At 70.4% G+C, this 20677-nt stretch carries 13 protein-coding genes; 6 read left to right on the top strand and 7 right to left on the bottom strand.

What is annotated here, in order from left to right; all coding sequences use genetic code 11:
* Positions 1-204 precede the first annotated feature (204 nt).
* Positions 205-2166, bottom strand: a complete 1962-nt coding sequence (locus ACFZDJ_RS34940) for an MFS transporter (protein WP_390930426.1) — start codon at positions 2164-2166, stop codon at positions 205-207.
* Between the two features lie 308 nt (positions 2167-2474).
* Positions 2475-5171, bottom strand: a complete 2697-nt coding sequence (locus ACFZDJ_RS34945) for a D-alanyl-D-alanine carboxypeptidase (protein ID WP_391064966.1) — start codon at positions 5169-5171, stop codon at positions 2475-2477.
* Positions 5172-5401: 230 nt separating this feature from the next.
* Between ACFZDJ_RS34945 and ACFZDJ_RS34950 the strand changes: the two genes are divergently transcribed.
* From ACFZDJ_RS34950 to ACFZDJ_RS34960, 3 genes are all read left to right on the top strand, one after another.
* On the top strand, positions 5402-6157 hold the full coding sequence (locus tag ACFZDJ_RS34950) for a GPP34 family phosphoprotein (protein WP_101404483.1): 756 nt from the start codon (positions 5402-5404) through the stop codon (positions 6155-6157).
* A gap of 416 nt (positions 6158-6573) precedes the next feature.
* Complete coding sequence (locus tag ACFZDJ_RS34955) at positions 6574-7431, top strand: helix-turn-helix transcriptional regulator (RefSeq protein ID WP_168509247.1); 858 nt, start codon at positions 6574-6576, stop codon at positions 7429-7431.
* Positions 7432-7694: 263 nt separating this feature from the next.
* Positions 7695-7904, top strand: coding sequence for a DUF397 domain-containing protein (locus ACFZDJ_RS34960; protein ID WP_168509248.1), 210 nt, complete (start codon positions 7695-7697; stop codon positions 7902-7904).
* A gap of 143 nt (positions 7905-8047) precedes the next feature.
* Here the strand turns inward: ACFZDJ_RS34960 and ACFZDJ_RS34965 are convergent, their stop codons facing one another.
* Positions 8048-8887 carry a hypothetical protein gene (locus ACFZDJ_RS34965; protein WP_390930431.1) on the bottom strand — a complete coding sequence of 280 codons (840 nt, stop codon included), beginning with the start codon at positions 8885-8887 and terminating at the stop codon, positions 8048-8050.
* 119 nt (positions 8888-9006) lie between these two features.
* Here ACFZDJ_RS34965 and ACFZDJ_RS34970 point away from each other — a divergent pair, with 119 nt between their 5' ends.
* Complete coding sequence (locus tag ACFZDJ_RS34970) at positions 9007-9792, top strand: SDR family oxidoreductase (RefSeq protein ID WP_391064969.1); 786 nt, start codon at positions 9007-9009, stop codon at positions 9790-9792.
* 396 nt (positions 9793-10188) lie between these two features.
* A complete protein-coding gene (locus tag ACFZDJ_RS34975) occupies positions 10189-11769 on the top strand; it encodes a sodium:solute symporter family protein (protein ID WP_391064972.1) in 1581 nt (526 codons plus the stop codon).
* Between the two features lie 242 nt (positions 11770-12011).
* Here the strand turns inward: ACFZDJ_RS34975 and ACFZDJ_RS34980 are convergent, their stop codons facing one another.
* The 3 genes from ACFZDJ_RS34980 to ACFZDJ_RS34990 all read right to left on the bottom strand — a co-directional run bounded on the left by ACFZDJ_RS34980 (position 12012) and on the right by ACFZDJ_RS34990 (position 16456).
* Positions 12012-13127 carry an ADP-ribosylglycohydrolase family protein gene (locus tag ACFZDJ_RS34980; protein WP_391064976.1) on the bottom strand — a complete coding sequence of 372 codons (1116 nt, stop codon included), beginning with the start codon at positions 13125-13127 and terminating at the stop codon, positions 12012-12014.
* A 331-nt stretch (positions 13128-13458) separates the two neighbouring features.
* Positions 13459-15768, bottom strand: coding sequence for a tetratricopeptide repeat protein (locus ACFZDJ_RS34985; protein WP_391064979.1), 2310 nt, complete (start codon positions 15766-15768; stop codon positions 13459-13461).
* 112 nt (positions 15769-15880) lie between these two features.
* Entirely contained in the window at positions 15881-16456 is a 576-nt protein-coding gene (locus ACFZDJ_RS34990; protein WP_391064982.1) for a hypothetical protein, read from the bottom strand.
* 278 nt (positions 16457-16734) lie between these two features.
* On the opposite strand from ACFZDJ_RS34990, the gene ACFZDJ_RS34995 reads away from it, so the two are divergent.
* On the top strand, positions 16735-17937 hold the full coding sequence (locus tag ACFZDJ_RS34995) for an RNA-guided endonuclease TnpB family protein (RefSeq protein WP_390930440.1): 1203 nt from the start codon (positions 16735-16737) through the stop codon (positions 17935-17937).
* A 33-nt stretch (positions 17938-17970) separates the two neighbouring features.
* Here ACFZDJ_RS34995 and ACFZDJ_RS35000 read toward each other — a convergent pair whose 3' ends face one another.
* Positions 17971-20556: a bifunctional FO biosynthesis protein CofGH gene (locus ACFZDJ_RS35000; protein ID WP_391064986.1), complete on the bottom strand. Its 2586-nt coding sequence runs from the start codon at positions 20554-20556 to the stop codon at positions 17971-17973.
* Between the last annotated feature and the right edge of the window lie 121 nt (positions 20557-20677).

Raw genomic sequence — 20677 nt, forward strand, 5'->3', positions numbered from 1 at the left:
CTCACCCTGGGGGCTCCGCCCCCAGACCCCCGATCGGCCTGACCGGCCTCGTCCTCAAACGCCGGACGGGCTGAAGGACGCGGGCCGGGGTGGGTGGGGGATGCGGGGCGAAGCCCCGCCTTCAGGGGCGCGGGGAACTGCGCGGCCAGCCCCCCACCGGCCCGCAGCCGAAGCACTCCACGCGGAAGGTGGCCGCGGGGCGGGTCAGCGCAGTTCTTCGGGGCACGGGGTTCCCCGGGGGAGTTGGTACGGGGCCGCCAGGCGGTAGGTGCCGGGGGCGGGGGCCAGGAGCTCCGTCCACTTGTCGCCGGAAGCGTTCTCCGGGGTTTCCATGAGGCAGCCGTTGAGGTTGTCGTACGTCTTCGGCTTACCCTCCGCACGGTGCTTGGACTTCTGCGTCTCCTGCGGCGGCTTCACGCCCTTCCCCTTGGCGTCGACGAGCCCGAGCCACGGGGAGTACGGGATGCGAATGAGAACGCGGCCCGCCTTCTTCACCTCGATGGTCAGTTCGCCCTGCTCCGCCCGGTCGACGACGGCCGGCGGATCGGCCAGCGGCATGGGGTCCGTGACCGAGAAGAGCTGCCAGTTCGCGTCGCCCCAGATCTGGCGGAGGTAGGGCATGCCGCGCTGGACCAGCCGCCGCTCGCGTTCGCCGCCGTCCCCGTCCGGTTCTCCCTTGGGCAGCACCACGTAGTGGACGGCCCAGCGCTGAAGCCACTCGTGGTAGTTCGCGGAGTTGAGGGTGTCGTCGTAGAAGAGCGGGTTGCGCTCCATGTCGGCCTGGCGGTTCCAGCCGCGGGCGAGGTTCACATACGGCGCGAGCGCGGACGCCTCGCGGTGGGAGCGGGCGGGGACCACCTCGACGCGGCCCTTCTCGGCACCGACCACCTGGAGCTGGTTCACCAGCGGAGCGAGCTCGCGGGCCCAGGACGCCGCCGGTGTCGTATGGATGATGTCGTCGACCGACTTGAAGCCGATCCACCCGACGAATCCGGCGAAGGCGAGGACGGTCACGTACCACTTGCGTGACTTCGGCACGGTGAAGGGGAGCGCGGCGAGCAGCACGACGCCCTCGAGCAGCATCGCCAGGCGGGTGATGTTCGAGCCGATCTGTGAGCTGATCAGCCACACGAGGAGCACGGCGAGGCCGTACACCGCCGCCGTGATCCGTACCGTCTTCCACTCCTTGGGAACGAGCGCGAAGACCAGCCCGGCGGAGATCAGCGGCAGCGAGGCCGAGCCGAAGGACATCGGCTGGGTGCCGGAGAAGGGGAACAGCCAGGCCGAGAGCGCGACGACGACGGTCGGCGCGATGCCGAGCGCGTACGCGCCGGGGCGGCGCTTCTGGAGGAAGAGGGCCGCCGCGACCAGGCCCACGAACAGTCCGGCCACCGGCGACGCGGCGGTCGCCAGCGCGGCGAGCGGCGCCGCGCACAGGGCCTTCGCCCAGCGCTTGTAGCGCCAGCGGTGCGGCCAGCAGAAGACCACGGCGGCCGCGGCGAGCCCGAAGACCATGCCGAGGCCGTACGTCACCCGCCCCGATATCGCGTTGCAGATGAGCGCGAAGACACCCGCGAAGGCCGGCGCCAGCGGCTGCCGTATCGCGCGGCTGCGGATGAGGATCATCGTCAGCAGGCCCGCCGAGATCGTCCCGGCGATCATCATCGTCGTACGGACGCCGAGGACCGACATCAGATACGGCGACACCACGCTGTACGACACCGGGTGCATACCGCCGTACCAGGCGAGGTTGTACGCCGAGTCCGGGTGCCGTCCGACGAACTCCGCCCACGCGTCCTGCGCCGCGAGGTCTCCGCCGCTGTTCGCGAAGGTGAAGAACCAGACGACGTGCAGGAGGCCGGCCACGACGGTGACGAAGGCGACGGGGTGGCGCAGGGCGAAGGCCTTGAGGCGGGTACGCCGCCCCTGGACCGCGGACTCGCGCGTCAGGGACTCCCGCGTCACGGACTCGCGCCTCAGCGACTCCGGCGTCACGGGCTCCCGCGGCTCGTCGTCCGTGAGGCTGTCGTCAGCGGGGTCGCCGGTGGCGTGTGCGGGCAGCCGTATTCGCGAGCCCGGTCCGCGATCCGGTTCAGGACCTGGTCCAGGGCCAGTGCCAGTGCCAGGATCGGCGTCGTCGGCGTGTGTCGGCTCCGCTGTCGCCACTGCAAGGCTCCCGTGTCCCGTTTTCTCGTGTTCGGCCCGGGACCCGCGGCCCGCGACCTCCCCCGATCTCGCGACGCTAGCACGCACCCCGCCGGGGAGCTCCCGGGTGGGGCGCCCCGACGGGGTGCGGTGCGTTCGTGCCGCGCTCACGGCGGGCTCACGGCGCGTTCACATGGTGTTCGGGGCGCTTCCGGCGTACGGGGGATACGCCCCCTGCCGGAAGCGCCCCCCACTCGTACGCCCGTACCCGTACCCGTACGCCCATACCCTCCTGCGTACGTCCACTCGGGCTCACTGTGTACGGCCGCTCAGCTCACGCGGGTCAGCTTGGCGCCGAAGCCCGGCTCGACGAGGTCCTTCTGGAGCTCGACGGGAACCTGCACGGCGCTGCTGCTGCCGCCGTCGCCCACGGTGAGCGAGCCCACCTTGGTGCCGGCCTTCGCGGAGTGCGGCAGCTCGGAGGAGACGAAGGACAGCTTCACCTTGAGCCCCGCCCAGCCGACCGCCGTGACGTCCTTGGTGATCACGACCGGCGTACGGCCACCGAGCCCGTCGTCGACGTAACCGACGACATCGCCCTTCTTCAGGATCGTCGCGGACTTCAGCGAGGCCTGCGCGGCGCGGATCAGCTTGTCGCCCGCGGCCAGGGCGCCGCCGAGGATGGTGTTGTCATTGCCGCCGGGGCCCTGGCTGATCACCGCTCCGACGATGGTCCGCACCTCGCCGCCGATCTCCTTGGTCGCCGCGAAGACGAGGTTGCCGCCTGCCGCGGTGGTGGTGCCCGTCTTGATGCCAATGACGTTGTTGGAGCCGACGAGGTGGTTCCAGTTGCTGTGCCTGGTGCCCTTGTAGTCGGTGTACTCCATCATCCGGGCGACCTCGCGGAAGGAAGCGTCCTTCATCGCGGCCTTGGCCAGCTTCACCTGGTCAGCGGCCGTGCTCACGGTCGTCTTCGTCAGGCCGGACGGGTCGGTGTACGTCGTGTTCGTCATCCCGAGTTCCTTGGCGGCGGCGTTCATCTTGGCGACGAAGGCCGTCTCGGAACCGGCGTCCCAGCGGGCCAGCAGCCGGGCCACGTTGTTCGCCGAGGCGATCAGGACGCCCTCCAGGGCCTCCTTCTGCGTGATGGTGTCGCCCGCGTGCACGTTGACGGTCGACTCGTCGCCGGCGTCCGACTGGTCCTGGGCCTTCTGGTCCACCTTGATCTTCGCGCCGTCGCCGGACTTGATCGGGTGGTCGCGCAGGATCAGGTACGCCGTCATCACCTTGGCGACGCTCGCGATCGGCGCCGCCTTCTGCTCGCCGGACGTGCCGAACGAACCGATGCCCTGGACGTCGAGCGCGCCCTGACCGGAGGACGGCCACGGGATGGAGGCGCCGCCGCCGCCGAAGGTGTAGCTGGATTCGGCGGTGAGGTCCAGCGTGGGGGTCGGCACCGGCCGGAGCGACTGTGCGACCGCAAAGATGACCGCGAGCAGCAGGACCAGCGGCGTCCAGATCTTCACCCGGCGCGCGAGCGTCCGCACGGGGGTCTGCGGGGGCGGCGGCGTGTTCGTCAGCTCGGCCAGCAGGTCCAGCGGCGGCTTCGGCGGCAGCGGCTGCTGCGTGGTGCGCTCGGGGCCGACCTGCGGGAGGGCGGCGGTGGCGTCGGCGGGGGCCACCCTGGTGGGCGAGGAGGAGGCGGAGGGAACGGGCGGGGTCGCGGTGGTCTTCGGCTTCACCCTCGACACGGGTTCGTCGAGGGGCTTGAGGGCCACGAATTTGCTGGTGCGCTCGGACGGGGTCTCGGGCTTCGGCCGGTCCGCCTTGGGCTGGTCGGCCTTCGACTCGTCCGTGGGCTTGTCGGTGGCCGGCTTGGCGCCGCCCAGCTTGAGCATGGTGGTGGGCTGGTCCACCGCCGGGCGCTTCGGCGCCTTGAAGATGGCGGTGGGCTGGTCGACGGGGGGCTCGGGCGCGTCGTCGGTGTCCGGGGCGTCCTTCGCGGACGGCGAATCGTCCGCGGACGGCGTGTCCTTGGAGCCCTCGACGTCCGAAGGGGCCTCGGGGGTCGCGGAATGCTCGGGACCTTCGGAGTCCTCGGAGGTCTCGGAGGTCTCGGAGGTCTCGGAGGTCTTCTTCGAGGTCTCAGACGTCTCGGACGCGTCCTCCGGAGAGTCCTTCGCCTCCGGCTTCGAGTCCTCGGTCTCGGTCTCGGTCTCGGACTCCGTCTCGGTCTCGGACTCGGCGTCCGCCGTGGACTTCGCGTCCGTCTTCGGTCCGGCGTCGGCGTCGGCGTCGGCGTCATCCGCCGCCGTGCCCTCGGCCTCGGCTTCGGCTTCGGCTTCGGCTTCGGCTTCGGCTTCGGCTTCGGCATCAACTTCGGCCTCGACCTCGGACTTGGCGTCAGAGTCCGCGTCGGAGTCGGAGTCGGCATCAGCGTCGGCATCGATGTCGGCACTGGCGCCGGACCCCGAAGCCGACTCCCCGTCAGCCTCGCCCTCAGCCCCAGCCCCAGCCTCAACTTCGGTCTCAACCTCGGCCCCAGCCTCGGTCTCAGCCTCCACCTCAGCCCCGGTCCCGGCCTCGACCTCGGCCCCGGCCCCGGCGCCGTCCCCCTCCGCCGCAACGGCCTTCTCCGCGCCCTTGGAGGCCTTGGAGGCCTTGTCGGAGCCCTCCGGGCCCGTGGAGGCTTCCGGAACCTCAGACTCCCCCTCAGGGGCCTCCTCGTCCGCCCCTGCGACCCAGGCGGCCACGGCCTCGCGCAGTCGCGCGTCCTCCACGGAGCCCTTCCCCCCGGACCCGGCGGAACCTTCCGCCAACGCCCGCGTCGAGAACACCGCCGTCGCCTGATCCACCCGTACGGTGGCGGCCCGTTCGCGGGCCACCGCCAGACGGGGATCGGCCGACGCCGCCGCCGCGGCGGCCCGGATCGGGCCCGGAACCGCGGCCGGGCTCCCCGGCGTCGCTTCTGCCGACGAAGCCGACGACTCGTGCTGCTTCGACCTGTCGGGGGACTCGCCCGCCACCGATGCCTCCTCCGTGCGCCACCCACCGGGCGCCCAACGAACCGTGAACCCTTGTCCCGCCGCCCGGACATCGCTGTCCGAACCATGTACCAGTGTCCTGTGTGCGGGCTTAACCCCTGCGGTAGACGAGAACGACATACCTGCTGGTTCCATCACGAACCGGTCAGGCACTCTCGACAGACCAATGTGAGAGGGGTCACCCTGTCATTCATCCACGCGGGGAGGCATGGATGGGCAGGAGCCGCAGAACTCTTCCGGAAGAGCTTCTGCTGCTGGCGTTGGACCCGACGACGGGTACCACCGCACAGCCGCAGTCGCTCGACCTCGGTCTGGCCGGAGCACAGCTAGTAGAGCTGGCGCTGGCCGGACGGATAGCCCCAGACGGGGATCGTATCGCCGTGGTGCAGCCACGGCCGACTGGAGATCCAACACTGGACTGTGCGTTGGAACTGCTTCGCCGACGCGGAGCACCCGTACGCGCGGTCAACTGGATTGGCGGACCCCGACTGGGGCTGCGCCAGACCTACCTCTCGCATCTGGAGAGGTGCGGCATGGTCCATGCCGTGGCCGGCCAGATGTGCGGGGTGCTTCCGACGACTCGCTACCAAGCGACGGACACGGAGATCAGCCGGGAGATCAAGTCCCGGCTGGACAGCGCGATCCGCACCGGCGTACCGCCGGACCCGCGGACCGCGGCGCTCGCCGCGCTGGCCCATGCGGTCGGTCTCGGCAAGCACCTGTATCCGGGCAATGAGGGACGCTCGTCCCGCTCCCGGCTACGGGACCTGATCAGGCATGACCCCATGGGCGGCCTCGTGGCCCACGCGGTCATGGACGTTCAGAACGGTGTGGGTGCACAGCCACGCCGCAACCCGGCACCGGCAGGCCGCCCGGCCACCGCCGGAGTCAGGTCCGCACCGGAACCCGCACACGGCGTTCCGATGCAACCGCGCCACGGTTCCATGGCGCGCGCCGTGGTCCACTGAGCCGCAGTCCCACGGCGCCACCAGGCACCGCACGCACCACCACGCACAACAGCACCGCCACGCACCACAAAGAGCACCGCCACGCACCATCAGCACGACCCCAGCGCCGCACCGCAGTCCCCAAGACCCGGTTCGGGAGCCGCTGGCTCGCGCGGGACGGTGGGGCCGTACGTCCGGACGACGACACGGCTCCACCGCCCCGCGCGGCCGCATTTCGCGGGCGTCGCGCATATGCGGGCGGTACGGGTGAAGGCGGCGTACGCGTACGCGATCCGCGTGATATGTACGCCGGATCTCCGAACTGGCGCGTACCCAGCGCATATCCGGTGTTTTCCAGCGGTAGAACGCACCTTGGTGGCAGTCTGCTCAACAGCAGATACGCAAAGTAGAGGCCCGCAGCCGGAGGTGCACGTCCCGTGGCGTCAAGTGTCAATCCCACCGTCCGGCGGCGCCGGCTGGGCCAGGAGCTGCGCCGGCTCCGCGAGCTCAAGGGCATGACGGCCGAAGAGGTCGCCGAGCGACTGCTGGTCTCGCAGTCGAAGATCAGCCGGCTGGAGAACGGACGGCGCAGTATCAGCCAGCGTGACGTCCGCGATCTGTGCGGGGTCTACGAGGTCGAGGACCACCGGATCGTCGACTCCCTGATGCAGATGGCCAAGGATTCGCGCCAGCAGGGCTGGTGGCACTCCTTCGGCGACATCCCGTACAGCGTCTACATCGGGCTGGAAACCGACGCCGCGTCTCTGCGTGCCTACGAACCGCAGATTGTGCCCGGCCTGTTGCAGACCCGCCCCTACGCCGAGGCGCTCATCCAAGGTGCGCTGCCGGAGACTTCGACGGCCGACATCGAAAAACGCGTCCAGGTACGCCTGCGGCGGCAGGAACGTGTCTCCACCGAGGATTCCCCTCTCCGCCTCTGGGCGGTGCTGGACGAGGCCGCCCTGCATCGGGTCGTCGGGAACCGGCAGGTGATGCGGGAGCAGTTGGAGCACCTCGCCGAAATGTCCCAACTCCCGCACATCACCGTGCAGGTGCTGCCATACGAGGTGGGGGCTCATCCCGGTCTCAATGGTCAGTACGCGATCCTGGAGTTCCCCGACGCGGCCGATTCGAGCGTCGTCTACATCGAGGGAGTCACCAGTGACCTCTATCTGGAGAAGGCCGCGGACGTGCAGAAGTACAGCGTCATGTACGAACACCTTCGGGCCCAGGCTCTGAACGTCGACCAATCGCGCCAGTTCATCGCGGACATCGCGAAGGAGTTCGCGCGCTGAAGTCCGGCGGACCAGCAGCCGGGGGAACGATTCTCCGAGTTGTCGGCCAGCGAGGCGGGGAATATACACCTTCGCCACCTCGAAACGGAAGACTCCACTGGAATATGCCACCCGGTCGAGTGAACGGTCACTTCGCCCGCCGATGTTGGCGAGTAGCGTCGATCACGCCATCACGCAACAACGTTGGCGCAATCCACACCGCTGGTTCCAGCAAGGACCGGCAGTGCGGTGACAGCAACTCGACACTGGCTACCGGAGCAAAAATGGCAATTCATCAGGGTGCTACGGAAACGTGGACCAAGTCCTCGTATTCGGCCGGCAACGGCGCGTGCATCGAGGTCAAGTCCCCGGTTCTCACGGCGCTGGCCGTACGGGACTCGAAGGTCCCCGAGGGCCCCACGCTGGCGTTCCCCGCGAACTCGTGGAACGCCTTCGTGACCGAGGTCAGCCGGGGGGCTTTCGACCGCGCCTGATGCACCGACCCCAACCTCATCACCCACAACTGCACCGACCAACCGCATACGCACCACGCAAAGAGCCCTCTCGACTGGCCCGCCGTCCTAGCCGAGGGGGCTCGGCCGTGCTCAAACGGCCGCCGGGCAGCACCCCTGAACGTCTACCGCAGCTGGTCCACGTAGCGGTCCGTCCCGGGGGCTGTCGGCACGAATGGGGCGACGAACTCCACGCGCCCGAGCCCCGAGTCCCCCACCTCCGTGTCCAGGCCGACGAAGTGCTCGTCCCAGACCTCGCGTGGGTCCTGCTCGAGGAACCACAGCAGCGTCAGCCGCGTCCCGACTCCTTCAACCTGTTTGACGTACGTCATCCGGTCCAACGGCAGCGGCGTAGGCGCGAACACCGTCACCATGGCCGTTGGTCCGCCCTCCAGGCGCCGGGGAAGGTGGCGGAAGCGGAGCCATTCGAGCAGCTCGGCGCGCCGGTCGGCGGAGTCGACGTCGACGACCTGGAGGACGAGGCCCGCGTAGGGGTGGTCCAGGGCGTGGAAGTCGCGGGGGCCGGCGGCGCCGTCGCGGTACACCGTGGCCTCGTGGTCCTGGAAGGCCGTGAAGACATGGGTCCGGTCCTGGTACACACGGCCGTCGCGATTCAGTCGTTTGTTGATGCCGACGGTCCACCTCATGTGGTCGTCGTAGCGGCCCTCGGTGACCCAGTACGTCGAGAGGTAGCAGCCGGCGGTGACCGGCTGGGCGACCGCCGACTTCTCCGGGTACCGCAGGAGCTGGAGATCGCGGGTGGCGACCCAGCGGCGGCCCGCGTACATCCAGGGCATGGCCATCGCGCCGGCGTAGTAGTGGTCGTCCTCGTACCAGCGGTTGTACGCGTACTCGTGGCCCGGGTGCGGCTCGACCATGGTGATCAGGGCGTGGCCCGGGTGGACGCCGTACGGGCCGAGAGCGGCCAGTTCCGCGTACACCTCGCTACGGGTCTCCTCCGACATGACGATCCCCTTCCTCGCTCTTCCTTCCTCCGCCGGACGCCCATACTCTGACGCTCCGTCAGACAATGCGCCAGAGCCACGTCAGGGCGAACCGAGCCACAAAGAAGGGGAGGCCTCGGATGTCACTGCTTGCGGGGAAGACGGTCGTCGTCTCGGGGGTCGGCGCCGGGCTCGGCCATCAGGTCGCGGCGGCCGTCGTACGGGACGGGGGCAACGCGGTACTGGGGGCGCGCACGGAGGCCAATCTCGCCTCGTCCGCGGCCGAGCTCGATCCGGACGGCGCGCACACGGCGTACCGGGCCACGGACATCACGGACGAGAAGCAGTGCGAGGCGCTCGCGGAGCTCGCGACGCAGCGGTTCGGGCGGATCGACGCGGTGGTGCACGTGGCGGCCTGGGACAGCTACTTCGGCGGCCTGGAGGATGCGGATTTCGCTACCTGGCAGTCGGTCATCGATGTGAATCTGCTGGGCACCCTGCGGATGACCCGGGCCTGCCTGCCCGCGCTGAAGGTGTGCGGCGGCTCGGTCGTCATCATCGGGACGCAGTCGTCGGTGGCCGCGCCGAGCCAGGTGCGGCAGGCGGCGTACGCGGCGTCCAAGGGCGCGCTGACGAGCGCGATGTACTCGCTGGCGAGGGAGCTGGGCCCCCATCGCGTCCGCGTGAACACCGTGCTGCCGGGGTGGATGTGGGGGCCGCCCGTCGAGGCGTACGTCCAGTTCACGGCACACACCGAGGGCGTACCGGAGGCGGACGTCCTGAAGCGGCTCACCGAGCGGATGGCGCTGCCCGAGCTGGCCACGGACGGGGATGTGGCGGACGCCGCGGTGTTCCTGGCGTCCGACCGGGCACGGGCGATCACGGGACAGTCGCTGCTCGTGAACGCCGGCGAACTCATGCGCTAGCGGAACCGATGGTGGATTCCAGTCGGCCGTCCCCTCCCAGCCGCGCGGGACCCGCATCCCGTACGCCTGATCGACTTGTCGGTGTGAACCTGCCTGTGTGGTCTGACGAAGTGCCCGCTCATGGTGTGGTCCACGTCACGAGCACGACAACAGCCGTACGGGTAAAGTGGAGGCAAAATCGTTCTGCTTTCTGATCTGTGTTCATATCTGTGACCGGGAAAGGTCTTGACCGCCCCCTCCGAACGGCGGTTCAATCCCCAAAGTCCCCGCTCCCGCACGGGGGCGCCGCCCTCCCCCAAGCTCTCGGCTTCGCTCGAGCAGGGGGACCCCCATGTGTGCTGGCGAAGTGCCGTCCGGTATCTGCAGGTTCACAAGGCGGACCCCTGGAGGGGGCACATGAACGGCTTCGACTGGGCCGTCCTGGTCGCGTACTTCGGCGTCATGACCGCGATCGGTGTCTGGTCCCACAAGCGTGTGGACGACGTCAGCGACTTCTTCACCGCGGGCGGCAAGATGCCCTGGTGGCTGTCCGGCATCTCGCACCACATGTCGGGCTACAGCGCGGTGATGTTCACCGGGTACGCCGGTATCGCGTACACGTACGGCATCACCTCGTACGTCACCTGGGCGCTGCCCATCGCCATCGGCGTGCTGCTCGGCGCGAAGCTGTTCGCGCCCCGGCTCAACCGGCTGCGCTCCCGGCTGCACGTGGCCTCACCGCTCGAATACCTCAAGGACCGCTACAACGTGCCGACGCAGCAGGCGCTCGCCTGGTCGGGCATCCTGCTGAAGATCGTGGACGTCGGTGCGAAGTGGGCGGCGATCGCGACCCTGCTGAGCGTCTTCACCGGGGTCACACTCACCCAGGGCATTCTCATCACCGGTGGCATCACGGCCGTGTACTGCACGATCGGCGGTCTGTGGGCGGACGCGCTGACGGAACTGGGTCAGTTCGTGATCCAGTTGCTGGCGGGGCTCTCGATGCTGATCATCGTGCTGAACAAGATCTCCGACCAGGGTGGCCTGTCCAAGGCTCTCGACTCGCCGAAGCTGCACGGTCACGCGAACGGATTCGCGGGCCCGTACCTCACCGTGTTCTTCATCGCGTACCTGTTCATCAAGCTGTTCGAGTACAACGGCGGGATGTGGAACCAGGCCCAGCGCTACATGGCGACGGGCAGCGCCAAGCAGGCCACGAAGTCGGCCTTCCTGTCCGCCGCGCTCTGGTTCGTGTGGCCGGTGATCCTTTTCATCCCGATGTGGCTGTCGCCGCTCCTCGTCACGGCGAAGAAGCCCGACGGCTCGGACGCGTACGGTCTGATGACCGAGCAGCTCCTCCCCCACGGGTTGCTGGGCCTGGTCGTGGTCGGCTTCTTCTCGCACACGATGGCCATGTGCTCGTCGGACGCGAACGCGATCGCCGCGGTCTTCACCCGGGACGTGGCCCCGGTGCTCTCCAAGGCCGCGCGTGCCTGGGACACGCGGACCGGGCTCATCGCGGGGCGGATCACGACCGTCGCCTTCCTCGGGTTCTCGATGGCGGTGGCGACGCAGGTCAACTCCCCCACGTTCAAGGACATCATCACGGTCGTCATCAAGTGGGTGGCGGGGCTCATGGGGCCGATCGCGATCCCGTTCATCCTGGGCCTGCTGCGACCGTTCCGTAAGTCCGGCCCGACGGCGGCGCTCATCAGTTGGGCCTGTGGTCTGCTCGCGTTCTTCTTCGTCAACTACAACCTGGACTTCTCCCAGCGCACCGATGTGAAGCTGGAGTACCAGGTCTCCGTCCCGATGGTCATCTCCCTCGTCCTGTACATCCTCATCGGCTTCCTGAAGCCCGAGGACACGCCGGAGCGGGACGCGATCATCGAGAAGATCAACACGGATGACGACGGGGACGGGGCCGCGGCCGCGGCGATCCCGTCCCCGGCGGAAGCCGCGGACGGGGCCGGCACCGCCAGCCCGTCCGGCGTCTGAGAACCCCCGGCGGCCGGCAGTCGTACGGCTGCCGGCCGCCGGGGGCCTCAACCGGGGCCGTCGTTTGGCTGCGGACCGGCGGGGGCTGGTCGCGCAGTTCCCCGCGCCCCTGGGGCGGGGCTTCGCCCCGCATCCCCCGGCCCCCTCAGGGACGCGGGGAACTGCGCGGTCTTTTGGCGGGGGCTGGGGGCGCAGCCCCCGGGGGACGGGAATGGGTAGGGGCGGCGGGGGCGAAGGGCGCCTTATGCCCGCGGGTATCGGGTCAGCCAGCCCGGTGCGGAGCCGCCTGGGCCGTGCAGGGCCGGGCCCTGGGTCATCTCCATGGCGAAGTCGTCCGCCAGGGCCAGCATCGTGGGACGGCCCTCCAGCTCGGCCAGCCAGGCAGGCGGGAGGGCCGTCTCGCCGTGCAGGGCCCCGAGCAGCCCCCCGGTGAGGGCGCCGGCCACCCCGGAGGGCCCACTCTGGTTCACCGCGAGGCACAGGCCGTGCCGGATGTCCTCCCCCACCAACGCGCAGTACACGGCGACCGCGAGCAACCCCTCCGCCGTACCGTCCCCGGCGAGTTCCTCGACGCGCCCCGGCGTCGGCATCCCCTGCCGCACGGCCCCCAGCGCATGCTGGAGCGCGTCCGCGACGGGCTGCTGCCCCGGCCGCGCCGCGAGAATCGCGAGCGCCCGCTGCACGGCCCCGTCGAGGCTCTCGCCGCGGGCCAGCGCGTGCACGATGACGGCGTACGCGCCCGCCGCGAGGTACGCCGTGGGGTGCCCGTGCGTCTGCGCGGCGCACTCGACGGCGAGCTGCATCACGAGCTGTGGCTCCCAGCCGACGAGCAGCCCGAAGGGCGCGGAGCGTGCGGCGGCCTCGGGACCGAGCTCGCCGGGGCTCTTGGGCGCGTCCAGCGTGCCCATGATGTCGTCGCCGAAGCCGATCAGGCAGGAGCGGGCCGGGTCCCGGCGGGCGTACAGCCACTCCTCGCGGGCCAGCCAGCCGTCGTCCTTGCGGCGCTCGTCGGGGCCCCAGTCGCTCTGGGTGGCCGCCCAGCGCCGGTACGCCCGGTGGAGGTCGGTGGGCGGATGCCAGGCGCCGGTGTCACGGCGTACCTGGGCGCGTATCAGACCGTCCAGGGTGAAGAGGGTCAGCTGGGTCAGGTGGGTGACGGCGCCGCGCCGGCCGTGCCCGAAGGCGAGGTCGACCAGCCCCTCCACGCCGTGGGCCTCCCGGATCCCCTCCAGGGTGAGCCCGTCGACCGGCGCCCCGAGGGCGTCCCCGACGGCCGCGCCCAGCAGGGTCCCGCGTACCCGGCTACGGAAGTCCTGCTGCTCCGCACGGCCCCAGACGGCACCGGCTGTCGCACCCACCGAGACCTCCCCAGGCACAGTCCGTACGTCCGACAGCTCAGCACTGTAATCGACCGGGAACGGTCCGTTCAGGGCACGATCGGTATACGGAGTGTGGGTCGAGTGAACCCGCCCGGTCAGGTTGCGACGGCTCCCTCGGCGATGTGGCCTTGGTGAGGGCCTGGATCCACTCGGTCCTCCGGGGAGGCCGATGGTCAGCCCTACCAGGTCACCGGGATCAGCGGTCCGTACGGGCCGTTGGTCTGGGCGCTCACGGTGACCTCCGGTGCGGGTGGCTCGGCCCTCGTACGGTACCGGCGGAGGGGGTGTTGCGCTGCTGCGACTGCGCCTGTCATGCGGATTCTCCGGGGCCCAGGAGGCGGGCGCGCAGGGCGCCGGCCCACTCGTAGGAAGGGCGGAGTTCCAGCGCGCGGTCCAGGGCGGCGAGTGCCTCGTCACGGCGGCCCAGGTCGGCCAGCGCCGCGCCCCGGCTGGCGTGGGCCGAGGCGTACTCGGGATCGATGGTGAGCGCCTCGTCGTAGTCGGCGAGGGCCTCCTCGTGGCGGCCGGCCACTCTGAGGGCGTCGCCACGTTCGCAGTGGCCCCAGCCCCAGTCGGGCCAGAGGGCGAGGGCCCGGTCGAGGTCGGCCAACTGGCGGTCGTGTTCGGCCAGTCCACGCCAGACCCGGGCCCGGCGGCCCAGCGCCCAGGCGTAGTCCGGCTTGAGGTCGAGCGCGCGGCCGAAGTCGGCGAGCGCCGCATCGGGGTCTCCGGCGCGCTCGTGGGTGGCGCCTCGGGAGGCCCAGGCGAAGGCGTTGGCCGGGTCGCGTCGAATGCCTTCGCTCAGGTCCCGGACCGCCTCGTCGTCATGGCGCCGGAGGCGGTGGTGCTCGCCGCGCAGGACGATGTTGTTGGGGTTGTCCGGCTCCAGCTCCACCACGCGCTCGACGTCGGCGAGTGCGCCCTCGTGGTCGCCCAGGCCACCGCGGGTCAGGGCCCGCCCTCGGTGAGCCCGCACCAGGTACGGGTCCAGGGCGAGGGCGCGGCCGTACTCCTCCAGGGCACGCTCGTAGGCACCGTCCCGCGCGAGAAAGTCGGCCAGCTCCGCCCGCGCCCGCGCCCGCCAGGGCTCGTCGCCCCGTGCCCGCCCCAGCAGGAACCGGAGCACCTCGGGCTTGCCTCCCTCGTCAAGCACCCGCGTCAGGTCGCTTCCGCAGGCCCGCACGGCCTGGGCGTCCGCGTCCTGTCCCGCGTCGACGAGCAGCCGCATCCAGCGCCTCACCAGGTCGTCCGCCTGACCACAGGCATCCACGACGTCGGTGAGGACGGCGGGAAGCGCGGAGCGCGGTGCGGCGCACAGCAGGTGGTACGACTCCGCGAGCCGCAGCTCCCGCCAGTCCTCGTCGGCCCACTCGTGGCCGTCCTCCAGCCTGGCCTCGGTCTCCTCCCGCCATCCGGCGAAGGCCGCCGCGAGCCGCTCGTGCCGCTCGGCCCACCGCCTGGGCGAGCCCTTGCGCTGGAGGCGCAGCATCGGGGCCCGTACGACGTCGTGGTACTGCATCCGGTCGCCGCGTTCGTCGACGAACGGTCGTTCCCGCAACCAGCCGTAAAGGGCGTCGAGTTCGGTGTCCGTACCGTCCACCACCGCCCGGAACACGTCCGCGTCCAGGCGCCGCGGCAGCGCACACGCCAGAGCGACCGCGCGCCGCACCGGGTCCGGCTCCCACTTCAGGAACCGCTCCACCGCCGTCGTGCTCGGGTCTCCCACGTCGTCCGGATCGGCCGGCCGGGTCTCCGCGAGGGTCGACACCAGCACCGGCAGCCCGCCCGTGAGCCGCAGCACCTCGTCGACAACCGGCTCGGCCACCACCCCCTTGCCGGCGAGCAGCCCCCGTGCCTCCGCCTCCGTGAACGGCCCGAGCGGCACGTCCGTCATGAAGTCCGCGAAGCCGCCCCAGCGGGCGGTGTCGAAGGGCCGTTGGCCGGAGGTGACGATGACGACGTCGGCGGACAGAGTGCCGTAACGGTCGGTGGTGATCACCTCGTGCAGCCAGCCGTCGAGGAACGGCCCGGTGCGTTCGTAGGTGTCGAAGAACAGGACGATCCAGGGCGCCGTCGACGCCGCCTGCGACAACTCGTCCAGCAGCACCGGCGTCAGCACCCGTTCGGGTGTCAGGACCAGCTGCACGTCCTCCTGGCCGCGGAAGCGGGCACTGAGGCTTGCTCGGAACCTGTCGGTGCCCTGGACCAGTTGGCCCGCGTCCAGGGCGCCCGCGAAGGCGCCCACGCCCGGCACCATGCCAAGTCCGACCAGTCCGGCGCGTGCCACCAGCAGACCGGCCGCCGAGGGCTCACCGGGTTCGGCGTCGACCACGGCGAGCGCCTCGGCCTCGTGCCGCCGCTCCCGGTGAACGGCGAGCATCCGATCCAGTTCCTTGAACCTCCGCCCCTGCAGGCCGAGTTGGCGACTGATCGTGCTCATGGCCTCGGGCACGCTACCGACGCTCTCGTCGACGTACGCCGTCAAGGCCCCGCGCTCCCGGGCGATCTGCTCGAACTCCCTCACCAGGAAGGTCTTTCCGACCCCCGCGTTGCCGTGCACATGGAAGAGGAAGCGGTGGCGTTCGTCCTCGGGCCGCAGCTCCAGGTTCCGCCGGAACACGTCCCGTTCGTGGCTCCGCCCCACGAATCCCGCCCGTCTGCGCCGAGCGATCAACTCCTGCATCGACGGCCGCGCGCGCCCCATCCGCCAGCCCCCTCCATCGCCCTGGCCGTTACTTCACCACGGAGACCTTCGTACCCTTGCTGCCGAACGCCCAGACGGCGTCCCCGTCCGCGCTGTGCATACGGATCCCGCCGGTCTTCACGCCCGCCGCGGGCTGTGGCGAGGAGCCGTCCTGGGCGTTGGAGAACGCGATGTTCACGCCGGACGCGACGGTGAAGTAGACGATGTTCTCGACCTTCGTGCCGTCCGTTCCCGTGGTGGAGGGGACGGTGGTCGACACCGCGTACCGGCCCGGCGCCGGGCTCACCGTGCCCGGCCACACCGTGAAGGTGCGGCGGACGGCCTCGCTGGTGTCGACCAGCCACACGCGCTGCTGGGCGAGCGAGTAGACGATCCGGCGTCCCGTGCCCGAGCCGTCGGGCACGGCGACCGGCTCGGCCTTCCTGGGCGAGGCGGAGGGCCGCGGGCTCGCCGACGCGGACGGCTTCGCCCCGGAGGCGTGGGCGGCGGTCGGGTGCGCTCCTTGGTCGGCCTGCGCGGCGAGGGCGGTGACGCCCACGATCGCCGCGGCGGTCAGACCGGTGACCCAGATCCAGGAGGGAAGCCGTCGGGCAGGCACGGACACGCAACTCCTCAGGCTCACAAGGCTTCTATGCCCTCCACCGAGGGTCGGATCATCGTACTCCGACGCGCCGTGGGGCACCGCACGCTTCGGCCGTCACCTGACTCTTGCAACGATGCCTCGGCGTTCACACCGGAAGGGAACGCATCCCGCAACGACAGGCGAACATGCGTGCCTGCGTTCGCTGGTTCTGGTGGCTGTGACGTGATGAGGGTACGGGTGTACGCATGTCGTTCATACGGTCTCGTTGTGGAAGCCGGGGTGAGAGGGAGGGGGATGTCGTGTCGGGGGTGAAGGAGGCTGAAGAGGGCGGGCATATCCGGTACACGTATCGGCTCCGCGTGTCGTCGACGGCCCGTACGGCGCTGCTGGCGGAGTGGGACCGGTGCCGGTGGATCTGGAACGAGTGCGTTGCGCGTTCCACAAAGGCCCACCGCGAGGGGGAGAAGTGTGGCCCTGCCTTGTTGGACAGGATGCTGACCGGGGCCCGTGCCATAACACCGTGGCTCGCCGCGGGCTCGTCGGTGCCGCAACAGCAGCTCATCCGGGACTTCGGCAAGTCCCGCGCGAAGGTGCTGAAGGACATCAGGGACCGCCTGCCCGTCAGGCAGCGGGCCCGGATGCCCAGGCACAAGAAGAAGCGCGTAGCCAGCCCCACGCTGAACTACACCCGGCGCGGTTTCCGGCTCAAGGACGGGCGTCTGCACCTGGCCGGGAACATCGTCCTGACCGTGGTGTGGTCGCGGGAACTGCCCGCCGAGCCGTCCAGCGTGCGCGTGTACCGCGACAGCCTCGGCCACTGGTACGCCTCGTTCGTCGTCCCCGCCGAAGTCCGGCCGCTGCCTGAGACCGGCCGTGTGATCGGTATCGACTGGGGTGTGAAGGAGACCGCCACCACCACGTCGGACGCCCACGACCTCCCCCACGCCGAACACGGCAGGAAGGCCAAGGCGAAGCTGACCCGCTACGACCGGATGATGGCCCGCCGCAAACCCGACGCGGGGCAAGCGGCGTCGAAGGGTTACCGCGAGGCGCAGAAGCTGCGCGCGAAGACCTACCGGAAGATCGCCCGACAGCGGCAGGACACCGGCCGCAAGTGGGCGAAGAAGGTCGTGATCGACCATGATTCCCTCGCCGTGGAGGACTTCCGGCCGAAGTTCCTCGCCAGGACCACTATGGCCCGCAAGGCCGCCGACGCCGCCATCGGTGCCGCCAAGGCGGCCTTGCTTGAGATGGGCCGCAAGCACGGGCGGGACGTCCGCCTCGTGCACCCCGCGCACACCACCATGGACTGCGCATCGTGCGGAGCGAGAACCAAGCACGCACTCCCGCTGTCCGAACGTACCTACACCTGCACCGCGTGCGGAGTCGTCTCCCCCAGGGACAAGAACTCCGCCCGCGTGATGCTCGTCCGGGCTGGTCTGGCCCCGGCTGGCGCCGAGGGCGTAAGACCTCCTGGAGTGCTGCTCCAGGGGGCGGCCTGAGCCAGGAACCTCCTCCCTTCGGGAGGGGGGCAGTCAATCCAGGACCGGCAGCAGCTGCGGCAGGTGTCCGTCCGACGCCTCCGCCGCCCGTTGCCGCTCCTCGGAGACCTCCCCGTACAGGGTCGTCCGCGGCCTCGCCGGACGCCCCGCCGCCTCCGCGACGGCGATGAGGTCCTTGACGGACTTGTACGAGCCGTACGAGGAGCCCGCCATCCGGGAGATGGTCTCCTCCATCAGCGTGCCGCCGAGGTCGTTGGCGCCGGAGCGGAGCATCTCCGCCGCGCCCTCGGTGCCCAGCTTCACCCAGCTGGTCTGGATGTTGGGGATGTGCGGGTGGAGCAGGAGGCGGGCCATGGCCATCACGGCGCGGTTGTCGCGGGTGGTCGGGCCCGGACGGGAGATGCCCGCCAGGTACACCGGCGCGTTGGTGTGGATGAACGGGAGCGTCACGAACTCGGTGAAGCCGCCGGTCTGCTGCTGGATACGAGAGAGCGTGCGGAAGTGGCCGAGCCAGTGGCGGGGCTGGTCCACATGCCCGTACATCATCGTGGACGAGGAGCGGATGCCGAGCTCGTGCGCGGTCGTGACGACCTCGATCCAGGTCGCCGTGGGCAGCTTGCCCTTCGTCAGGACCCAGCGGACCTCGTCGTCGAGGATCTCCGCCGCCGTGCCGGGGATGGTGTCGAGGCCCGCCTCCTTCGCGGCGGTCAGCCACTCACGGATGGACATCCCCGTACGCGTCGCGCCGTTGACGACCTCCATCGGGGAGAAGGCGTGCACGTGCATGCCCGGGACGCGTTCCTTCACCGCCTTCGCGATGTCGAAGTACGCCGTACCCGGCAGGTCCGGGTGGATACCGCCCTGCATGCAGACTTCCACGGCCCCCAGGTCCCAGGCCTGCTGGGCGCGGTCGGCCACCTGGTCCAGCGACAGCGTGTACGCGTCGGCGTCCGTGCGGCGCTGGGCGAAGGCGCAGAAGCGGCAGCCGGTGTAGCAGACGTTGGTGAAGTTGATGTTCCGGGTGACGATGTACGTGACGTCGTCGCCGACGGCGGACTTGCGCACGTCGTCCGCGATCCGGCAGAGGGCGTCGAGTGCCGGACCGTCCGCGTGCAGCAGGGCGAGCGCCTCGTCGTCGGTGAGCTTCGTCGGGTCGTCGGCCGCGGTCGCGAGGGCCGCCCGTACGTCGGTGTCGATGCGGGAGGGCAGCATCCCGGGCGCCGCCGCCTCCCGCAGCGCCTCCCAGTCGCCGTACACGAGGTCGAAGTCGTCCCGGCGGTCGCCGGTGCGCCCCTCGGTGTCGATGGTGTGGTGCAGATCGGTGCGCCCCGATGCCGTGAAGGCCTCCTCCGGCTCCTGCCAGGGGTGCCCCTCGACGACGGCGTCCTCGAGGGCGAGCCCCGTCTCCGGGTCCGCGAGCGCCCGTACGTGCGGCAGCAGCCGCGGGTCGAGCCAGGGCTCCCCGCGCTGCACGAACTCGGGGTACACACACAGCCGCTCGCGCAGTTCGAAGCCGACGGCACGCGACTGCTCGGCCAGCTGCTCGATCTGCGGCCAGGGCCGCTCGGGGTTGACGTGGTCGATGGTGAGCGGCGAGACCCCGCCCCAGTCGTCGATCCCCGCGCCGATCAGCCGCCCGTACTCACTGTCCACCAGGTTCGGCGGGGCCTGGAGGCAGGCTGCCGGTCCCATGATGTGCCGGGCGACGGCCACCGTGGCGACCAGCTCGTCCAGTTCGGCGTCCGGCATCCCGCGCATCGCCGTGTCCGGCTTGGCGCGGAAGTTCTGGATGATCAGTTCCTGGATGCCGTGGTAGGACCGGGACACGCGCCGCAGCGCGAACAGCGACTCGGCGCGCTCCTCGTACGTCTCCCCGATCCCGATCAGCAGCCCGCTGGTGAAGGGAACGGACGACCGCCCCGCGTCCTCCAGGACCCGCAGCCGTACGGCGGGCTCCTTGTCCGGAGAGCCGTAGTGCGGACCGCCGGGCTCGCTCCACAACCGCGTCGCCGTCGTCTCCAGCATCATGCCCATGCTCGGCGCGACGGGCTTGAGCCGCTGGAAGTCGGTCCAGGACATCACCCCCGGGTTGAGGTGAGGCAGCAGCCCCGTCTCCTCCAGGATCCGGATGGAGATGGCACGGACGTACGCGATCGTGTCGTCGTACCCGTGCGCGTCCAGCCACTCCCGGGCCTCGGGCCAGCGGTCCTCGGGCTTGTCGCCGAGCGTGATGAGGGCTTCCTTGCAACCGAGTTCCGCGCCGCGCCGGGCGACGTCGAGGACCTCGTCCGGCGACATGAACATCCCGTGCCCGGCGCGGCGCAGCTTGCCCGGCACGGTGACGAAGGTGCAGTAGTGGCACTTGTCGCGGCAGAGGCGGGTGAGGGGGATGAAGACGCTCTTGGAGTACGTGATGACGCCGGGGCGGCCGGCCGCCTCCAGACCCGCGTCCCGCACCCGGGCGGCGGACGAGGCGAGGTCGTCGAGGGCCTCGCCGCGGGCCTGGAGCAGCACCGCGGCCTCGGTCACGTCGAGGGCGACACCGTCACGGGCGCGTTTGAGGGCGCGACGCATGGAGTTCTCGGTCGGGCCGGTTCCGGAGGTCGCGGTGGTCGTCATCCTTCGAGCATACGATCGTGGTGATCAGGCATTACAGGGCGTGGCCGTATTCCTCCGGGGCGGCAGATCGTTACAGGTTGCCACTGGCACCCCGCGCGGGTCGGTCCCCGGCAGGCGCGCC

It is taken from the genome of Streptomyces sp. NPDC007896, from assembly GCF_042959425.1.
GTDB lineage: Bacteria > Actinomycetota > Actinomycetes > Streptomycetales > Streptomycetaceae > Streptomyces.